General features: G+C 45.5%; 10 protein-coding genes and 1 pseudogene. 9 read left to right on the plus strand and 2 right to left on the minus strand.

All coding sequences use genetic code 11. The features are described 5' to 3' along the window. Nucleotides 1-256, minus strand: a pseudogene (locus AC4E7D_RS08170) (hypothetical protein); the annotation flags it as partial. Nucleotides 257-368: 112 nt separating this feature from the next. Here AC4E7D_RS08170 and smpB point away from each other — a divergent pair. Then, nucleotides 369-830 (plus strand): SsrA-binding protein SmpB, encoded by a 462-nt coding sequence (smpB, locus tag AC4E7D_RS08175; protein WP_490173315.1) that lies wholly within the window; start codon nucleotides 369-371, stop codon nucleotides 828-830. Nucleotides 831-840: 10 nt separating this feature from the next. Here smpB and AC4E7D_RS08180 read toward each other — a convergent pair whose 3' ends face one another. Further along, nucleotides 841-1,482, minus strand: coding sequence for a protein-L-isoaspartate(D-aspartate) O-methyltransferase (locus AC4E7D_RS08180; RefSeq protein WP_490173316.1), 642 nt, complete (start codon nucleotides 1,480-1,482; stop codon nucleotides 841-843). Between the two features lie 119 nt (nucleotides 1,483-1,601). Between AC4E7D_RS08180 and AC4E7D_RS08185 the strand changes: the two genes are divergently transcribed. The 8 genes from AC4E7D_RS08185 to AC4E7D_RS08220 all read left to right on the plus strand — a co-directional run. Then, a complete protein-coding gene (locus AC4E7D_RS08185) occupies nucleotides 1,602-2,570 on the plus strand; it encodes a Gfo/Idh/MocA family protein (RefSeq protein ID WP_490173317.1) in 969 nt (322 codons plus the stop codon). A 5-nt stretch (nucleotides 2,571-2,575) separates the two neighbouring features. Next, nucleotides 2,576-3,466 (plus strand): 3-hydroxybutyryl-CoA dehydrogenase, encoded by an 891-nt coding sequence (locus AC4E7D_RS08190; RefSeq protein ID WP_490173324.1) that lies wholly within the window; start codon nucleotides 2,576-2,578, stop codon nucleotides 3,464-3,466. Nucleotide 3,467: 1 nt separating this feature from the next. After that, the gene (locus AC4E7D_RS08195) at nucleotides 3,468-4,721 is read left to right on the plus strand and encodes a DUF1015 domain-containing protein (protein ID WP_490173318.1); all 1,254 of its coding nucleotides are present in this window, start codon (nucleotides 3,468-3,470) and stop codon (nucleotides 4,719-4,721) included. A gap of 9 nt (nucleotides 4,722-4,730) precedes the next feature. After that, nucleotides 4,731-5,456, plus strand: coding sequence for a DUF1349 domain-containing protein (locus AC4E7D_RS08200; protein ID WP_490173319.1), 726 nt, complete (start codon nucleotides 4,731-4,733; stop codon nucleotides 5,454-5,456). Between the two features lie 21 nt (nucleotides 5,457-5,477). After that, entirely contained in the window at nucleotides 5,478-6,131 is a 654-nt protein-coding gene (locus AC4E7D_RS08205) for a YggS family pyridoxal phosphate-dependent enzyme (protein ID WP_490173320.1), read from the plus strand. Nucleotides 6,132-6,166: 35 nt separating this feature from the next. Continuing rightward, a complete protein-coding gene (locus AC4E7D_RS08210; protein ID WP_490173321.1) occupies nucleotides 6,167-7,288 on the plus strand; it encodes an exonuclease domain-containing protein in 1,122 nt (373 codons plus the stop codon). A 5-nt stretch (nucleotides 7,289-7,293) separates the two neighbouring features. Further along, nucleotides 7,294-8,127, plus strand: a complete 834-nt coding sequence (locus AC4E7D_RS08215; protein ID WP_490173322.1) for an ion transporter — start codon at nucleotides 7,294-7,296, stop codon at nucleotides 8,125-8,127. Then, nucleotides 8,124-8,545 (plus strand): tRNA (adenosine(37)-N6)-dimethylallyltransferase (locus tag AC4E7D_RS08220; protein ID WP_490173323.1); only part of this gene is annotated, 422 nt, incomplete at its 3' end. The genes AC4E7D_RS08215 and AC4E7D_RS08220, both read left to right, overlap by 4 nt.

Below are 8,545 nucleotides of genomic sequence, written 5' to 3' on the forward strand. Positions count from 1 at the left end.
AGGCTGACCCCTCCAGGATATCCTCAATTTGCAGGGAATCCTGTAAAAAGGACCTGCTCAGTAACTTTCCTTTAGCAGTATTCTTTGCTGTGTACTCTTTGTCCCGAAACGTAAAACTAACCACAGAGGATTGATAATTTTCACCACCAGCAATGGCAATAGCCTGGTCTACAATAGCCTGCACATCTGGTCTTTTTTCTTTTCCGCCACAACCTATCAGTAGCAGTACTCCCAATCCAAAAATTACATTTCGCATAGTACCTTTTATAATTAAGCGCAAGAAAGCATATAAGTTTACAATAATTGAGTGTTTTTAAAAAACTTTATAAAAAAACAGCATTGCGGTTTTGTTCTTATTTTTGCCCTGCATGCAGAAGAACATCAACATAAAAAACAAGAAGGCACGGTTCGAATATGAACTGCTGGACACGTTCATAGCCGGCATTGTCCTTTCTGGCACGGAAATCAAGTCGGTCCGTCTGGGAAAGGCTTCCATTACTGAAAGCTTCTGTGAATTCAATGATCGGGGGGAGTTGTTCGTCATCAATATGCAAATTGATGAATATGCCCACGGCACCCACTACAACCACCGACCCAAAGCCGAGCGCAAGCTTCTTCTTAACAAGCAGGAGTTGCGAAAACTGCACAAGGAGGTTAAAACTTCAGGACTTACCATCATCCCCCTCAACCTCTTTATTAACGAACGGGGCCTGGCAAAACTTAAGATCGCCCTGGCACGGGGTAAAAAGCTTTATGATAAAAGGGAAACATTGAAGGAGCGCGATTCAAAACGCAACCTGGATCGGATTAAGAAGCAGTTCAACTCCTGAGCCGGGGTCTTCAATTCTTATCTTCCAGCAGAGGTACAAAGCGATAAGACCCGTATTCCTTCTTTTCAAATTCCTTTTCTGACTTGCGAGTGACTACCGTCATGACCTGCTCGTCCTCACCCACAGGGATGACCAGTTTGCCACCTACCTTTAACTGGGCCAAAAGGGCACGGGGAATTTCCGGGGCACCAGCGGTAACAAGAATCCCGTCGAAGGGGGCCTCCTCTGGAAGCCCTTTGTATCCATCACCAAAAACCACCTTTTTGGGGCGGTATCCCATTTTCTCGAAAAAGAGCCGTGTTTTCTTAAAGAGTTCCAGCTGACGTTCAATGGTATATACTTTGGCCTTCATCTTCAAGAGCACGGCGGTTTGATATCCGCTTCCTGTTCCTATTTCCAGGATCTTCTGATTGGGCTTTAGCTGTAACAATTCCGTTTGCCGGGCTACTGTGTAGGGTTGGGATATGGTTTGGTCAGCAGCAATAGGGAAGGGTTTATCCTGATAGGCGTGCCCTTCAAATCCACTATCCATGAAAAAATGCCGTGGTACCGCGCGTATCGCCTCTAATACCTTGCTATCACGAATGCCTTTGGCGGTTATAACCTCAACCAGTTTATTGCGCATCCCCTTATGTTTGTGTGTATCCTTCAAACGGTTGTTGATTTTTGAAATACGAATTTATCAATTTGAACGAAACGAACCTACTGATTCCCCTTCCCGGGTCAAGGTAATGTTGAATTTATCCCCTATTTTTGACAAAACAAATTTCCATGCTCAAAGTAGGGGTGTTAGGCGCAGGACACCTGGGTAAAATCCACCTTCGCCTGCTTCAGGAATCTTCCAAATATGAATTAATCGGGTTTTATGACCCTGATGAAATCAACGGCAAACAGGTGGCACAGGAATTCGGCTACCGGTATTTTGACAATCTCAACACCCTGATAGAGGCAGCAGATGTGGTAGACATCGTTACCCCTACCCTGTCTCATTACGAATGTGCGAAAAAGGCCATGGAAAAAGGCAGGCATGTCTTTATCGAAAAACCTATAACCAACACCTTAGATGAAGCTGAGGAGCTGTTGGAGTTGCAGGAGCAATACAGTGTTAAAGGACAGGTTGGGCATGTAGAGCGTTTTAATCCGGCTTTTTCAGCAATAAAGAACAGCATCAGCAACCCCATGTTCATAGAAACACACCGGCTTGCAGAATTTAATCCCAGGGGGACGGATGTACCTGTGGTCCTGGACCTGATGATCCACGATATCGATATTATCCTGAGCGTAGTAGATGCTGAAGTAAAACAAATAAACGCCAGTGGTGTTTCGGTCATTAGCAAGTCCCCTGACATTGCCAATGCCCGGATTGAGTTTGATAATGGTTGTGTGGCCAACCTCACAGCCAGCAGGATATCCCTTAAAAACATGAGGAAGTCCAGGTTTTTCCAGCAAGATGCCTACATCTCCGTAGATTTTCTGGAAAAAAAAGTAGAGGTGGTGAGGATGAAGGACGCCCCTGAAGAACCCGGCGCCTTTGACATGGTCCTGCAAAATGCCGAGGGAGAACGGAAACAGATCTATTTTGAAAATCCGGAAATAAAGGCCAATAATGCGATTAAAGACGAATTAGAGACCTTCGCAGAGGCTATTAATGAAGATACAAATCCAAGGGTTACCCTGGAACAGGGAACAAAGGCCCTGAAAGTAGCCCTCCAGATAATTGATTCATTTCAAAAACCATAGTTATGATACAGGAAATTGCCGTGATTGGTGCAGGAACCATGGGTAATGGAATCGCCCATGTATTTGCACAACATGGGTATCCCACCAACCTTATAGACATAGACAATGCCGCACTGGAGAAGGGCGTGGCAACTATTGCGCGCAACCTGGACCGCATGGTGGCCAAAGAAAAAATCACCGAAGCGGATAAAACCGCTACCCTTGCACGGATTACCACCTTTACCTCCCTGGAAGAAGGGGTAAAGGGCAGACACCTGGTCATTGAAGCGGCCACGGAAAATGTGGATCTTAAACTCAAAATTTTCAATCAACTCGATTCCATTTGTCATGCCAGTACTATTCTGGCCACTAATACCTCTTCCATTTCCATTACAAGGATAGCGGCTGCCACACAGAACCCGGGCCGGGTAATCGGGATGCACTTTATGAACCCCGTACCGATTATGAAGCTGGTAGAAGTGATCCGGGGTTACAGTACCTCTGAGGAAGTACTGGACACCATCATGGAACTCTCCCGGAAAATTTCCAAAATACCTACTGAAGTAAACGATTATCCCGGATTTATAGCCAACCGCATCCTGATGCCCATGATCAACGAAGCCATAGAATCCCTTTATCACGGTGTGGCAGGAGTAACTGAAATTGATACCGTAATGAAGCTGGGAATGGCCCATCCCATGGGTCCCCTACAGCTTGCTGATTTTATTGGGCTGGACGTATGTCTTTCTATCCTTAACGTAATGTATGACGGTTTTAAAAACCCAAAATATGCCCCCTGCCCTTTATTGGTGAATATGGTCACAGCTGGAAAACTGGGCGTTAAATCCGGAGAGGGATTTTACGATTACAGTGAATCGCGCAAAGCAGAGGTTGTGGCAAAGCAATTCAGGGACTAAAATGGCGTTGATAAAACCATTTAGAGCCATCAGGCCTGCAGCAGACAAGGTAGCCTTTGTGGCATCGCGATCCTACGAGGAATACTCAAAAAAGGAATTGGATGCCATCCTTAGTTTTAATCCCTTTTCCTTTCTCCATATCATCAATCCGGGATTCAAATATGATAAAAAGGTTTCAGGTGAAGAGCGCTTCCGACTCGTACGAAACCGCTACCATGAGTTCCTGGAAGACCAGATCTTCATCAAGGACGAAGCCCCGGGCTTTTACGTATATCGCGTAGAAAAAAATGGCTATTCATGTACCGGATTCTTTTGTGCGACAAGTGTGGGGGATTATGAAAATGGGCTTATAAAAAGACATGAGGCCACCATTGCAAGACGGGAAAAATTGTTTGCTAACTACCTTGAAATTGTACAATTCGAAGCGGAACCTGTACTGATGACCTACGAGGATCATCCGTCTGTCAGTGCCCTGTTGGATAAGGAGGTGGAGAGGCAGCCGGATTACCGATTTACCAGTCCGGACCGGATTACACACAGTTTGTGGGTGCTGACTGATCCTGCTGAGATTCAAAAGATCCAGAGCGAATTTGCAAAAATAAGTTCCATCTATATCGCCGATGGCCACCATCGAAGTGCTTCCTCCTGTTTGCTGGCCAATAACTTAAAAGAAAAAAATCCAAAGCACACAGGGCAAGAGGCATACAACTACTTCATGAGCTACCTCATTCCAGAATCGGAGATCCGGATTTTCGAATTTAATCGGATGGTAAAAGACCTTAACGGACTTACAAAAAAAGAGTTCCTGGTTCGGCTGGATGAAAAATTTCGTATCAAGCGGATTGGAAATGAGCTGTATAAACCGGGCAAGAAACACCATTTCAGCATGTACCTGGATGGGGAGTTCTATTCCCTGTACCTTCGAAAAAGGACATATACGTTTACTGATGCCTTAAGTAGGTTGGATACCCAAATCCTCTACACCACTGTATTGGAACCCATCCTCGGCATCAAAGACCTTAGGAACGACAAGCGCATTCAATATGGGTATGGTAAACACAATGTACTTCGGATGAAGGATGCCATTGACAGCGGCCAGTTTATGGTGGGTTTTGGACTGCTTCCGGTAAACATGGAGGAAATCAAGGCCATAGCAGACGAAGGCCTGGTGATGCCTCCTAAAAGCACCTATATTGAGCCCAAACTTAGAAGTGGGCTTACCGTTTATGACCTCGCCGATACATTACCTGATTAATACATGCATATGATACGCTTAGGTAAATACTTTTCAGTACGTCTCCAGACCGGGACAGCCTTCCTGATTTTCCTGCTCTGCAGCTCTGGTGTTGTGTGGGGACAGGAAACTGCACTCCCAACAGGGACCAATTACCTTATGGATATCAGCAAGGATGCGCTGGGGGAGTTCAACTGGATGAATCCTCCTGAGCACTACATTTTATCGGAGGGAATCTTATCTGTTACTGCTGAAAAGGGAACCGATTTCTTCATCAATCCGGAAGATCAGACCTCCGCTGCAAACGCTCCTTATTTCTACATGGAGGTGCAGGGGGATTTTGTAGCCATCACCAAGGTGCGTCCTAATTTTGGTTCCGTATGGAACGCCTGCGCACTTATGCTGCACCTAGATGACCAAAACTGGATCAAATTTGCCTTTGAAAACTCAGATGCCACAGGCCCTAGTATTGTAAGCGTCGTAACCCGCGGCGTATCGGACGACGCTAATGGCCCCATCCTCAGTGAACATAAAACGCTCTGGCTAAAAATGATTCGCAAAGGGGAAATATATGCCATGCACTGGTCAACCAACGGCAAAGATTACCGGTTGGCGAGGTTAGCAGCGATGCCTGATCACAGTACTGCAAAAATTGGCCTGGAGGCCCAATGCCCGTCCGAGGGTCCGGCACAACACGTCTTTTCCCACTTCTCCCTGGAGGCCAAAACCGTGGAGGACCTGCGAAAAGGCGAATAAATTCATGGAATTACAATTTTTATGTCGATAGCAGAAAATCTAAATCGTATAAAAGCTAATATCCCCGGGGAGGCGACCCTTGTTGCCGTCTCAAAAACCAAATCTGTTGAAGAGATCATGCAGGCGTACCGTGCCGGTCAGCGAATATTTGGAGAAAACCGTATACAGGAAATGGTCGAGAAATGGGAAAACCTACCAAAAGATATCGAATGGCATATGATCGGGCATGTTCAGCGGAATAAAGTTAAGTACATGGCCCCCTTTGTACATCTTATCCATGGGGTGGACAGCCTGAAATTGTTGCAGGAGATAGATAAGCAAGGGAGAAAAAACGAGCGAAAGCTACAGTGCCTGCTGCAGGTGCATATCGCGGAGGAGAGTTCAAAATTTGGCTTCAGCGAGGACGAAATAGTGAATTTGGTTAGCACTGGGGAAATCCAAAAGCTGGATCATGTGGAAGTAAAGGGGCTTATGGGCATGGCGACCTTTACGGATGATATGCAGCAGGTTAGAAGAGAATTCAAGGGTTTAAAGCAACTGTTTGATCAGATACAGCCCAAGATACCTCAGCTGGAAGTCCTGTCCATGGGTATGAGTGGAGATTACGAAGTGGCGATAGAGGAAGGCAGCACTATGGTAAGGATTGGAAGCAGTATCTTTGGGGCAAGGAATTAGTTATGTTTTAAATTTCCAGTAACAGGAGTGATTTTATGTATGCCGTAATTGACATTGAGAGTACGGGAGGCAAATACGATGAAGAAGGTATTACAGAAATAGCCATTCATAAATTTGATGGCCATCAGGTGGTGGACCGTTTCATAAGCCTGGTAAATCCGGAGCGCGATATTCAACCTTTTGTCGCTAAGCTTACGGGAATAAACAACCGAATGCTGGCCTCTGCCCCTAAATTTCACGAGGTTGCCAAAAGGATTGTGGAGATCACCCAGGATAGTGTACTGGTAGCCCACAATGCCCAGTTTGATTACCGTATTCTAAGAACGGAGTTTCGCCGTTTGGGCTACAACTTTGAACGTAAAACCCTTTGTACTGTACATCTGGCGAAGCGACTTATTCCAGATGCTGAATCCCACAGCCTGGGAAAACTCGTGAGGTCGCTGGGCATACCGGTAAGTGACAGACACCGGGCTAACGGAGATGCCCTGGCTACCTTACAACTCTTTAAATTACTGCTCTCCAAGGATTCGGACAAAAGTATTGTTCGCGAGGTGATTCGTGCCGAAAGTCTTGGAGAATTAAGCCCAAGGCAACTTGACATTGTTGAGAGAATGCCCTCGGAAACAGGGGTGTACTACATGTACAACAAAGACGGAGAATTGATATTTCTGGGGAACAGTACAAATATTAAAAAAAGGGTCAACCAGCATTTTACCAATAGTGGTGCCTGGGCCCGAACCATTCAGAAGGAAACGCGGAAAGTTACCTGGGAAATTACCGGGAGTGAACTTATTGCGCGACTCAAAGCGGAGGAAGAGCGACATGTTAACCGACCCAAATACAATGCCGGTAAAAAAAAATACCCTGAAATCCAGGAGTTTCACCGGATTGTTACGGGGCATTATCAGGATATCGACCTTGGGAAGAACAGTGTTTTGTTGATCGACAAAGGACGGGATGTTGGGGAACGCAGCGCGATACTGCTAAAAAATGGAATTTTCAGGGGACTTGGGTTCTATAACCTAAATCACCAAATAAATAATATTCATATCTTAGAATCCATCATTACACCCATGGAAGGGAGTCCCGCCACGGGTAGGATCATCAGCACCTATTTACAGGAAAAGAAGGTGTTGAGGATCGTTGAGTTGAACTGAATACCGTGGAAGGAGAACATCCATATAAAAAAGACTGGAAATTTAAACTGCACGAGATCATCTACGGCACCCACACCCCTGCCGGTCAGTTGTTTGATATTGTATTGCTCATAGTTATTCTCTACAGTGTCATTATCGTGATGCTGGAAAGTGTACCCAGGTTCGACGATCAGTTTCACGGTTTCCTGGATATCTCAGAATGGGTCGTCACCATTCTATTCACCATAGAGTATATCCTTAGGATCATTTGTATCAAGAGACCCAGCAAATACATATTCAGTTTTTTTGGTGTTATCGATTTCCTCTCTACCATCCCAAAATACCTATCTTACCTGGTTGTAGGATCCCAGTATTTTGCGGCCTTGAGGGCACTCAGGTTATTACGTGTTTTCCGAATCTTAAAACTTGTTCGATTCGTAGGAGAGTCCAATAACCTCTTGAGGGCCCTTAATGCCAGTAGGACCAAAATCTTCATTTTTGTCTTCTTTGTACTGATCGTATCTATTCTATTAGGAACCATCATGTACCTGGTAGAAGGTCCGGAAAACGGATTCAACAGCATTCCCCACAGTGTATACTGGACCATTGTTACCTTAACGACCGTCGGCTACGGGGACATCTCCCCACAAACCGGACTGGGTCAGTTTATCGCCACACTGATCATGATTATCGGTTACGGTATTATTGCTGTACCCACTGGGATCGTAACTGTTGAATTTGCCAAACAGAAAAGTAAAAATGCCCCTGCAGACGGAAAACGTATCTGCGAAAGTTGTCATGCCGAGGAACATGAAGATTCGGCCCATTACTGCTTCCATTGTGGCAGCCCCCTACCATGAGCAACCATTTAATAACGGTTATAGGCCCAACAGCTATTGGTAAAACGGCCCTTGCTGTTTCCCTGGCCAAATACTTCGAAACAGAAGTCGTCTCCTCAGATTCAAGGCAGTTTTACAAGGAAATGACCATTGGTACCGCAGTACCGTCACAGGAAGAAAGGAAGGGTATCCCCCATCATTTTATACAGCATATAAGTATAGCAACCTCCTACTCTGTGGGCAGGTACGAGCAGGATGCGCTGATATTGCTTAGCCAGCTTTTTGAGAAATATCCACAGGTAATACTCGTCGGGGGCAGTGGGCTCTATATGTCAGCCCTTCTCGAAGGACTCGATATATTCCCAGAAACCAAACCCGGTATAAGGGAGGAGTTGAATAAGGCATTTAAAGAAGAGGGTATCACCGTTCTGCAGACCCA

This window comes from Lentiprolixibacter sp., assembly GCF_982873095.1.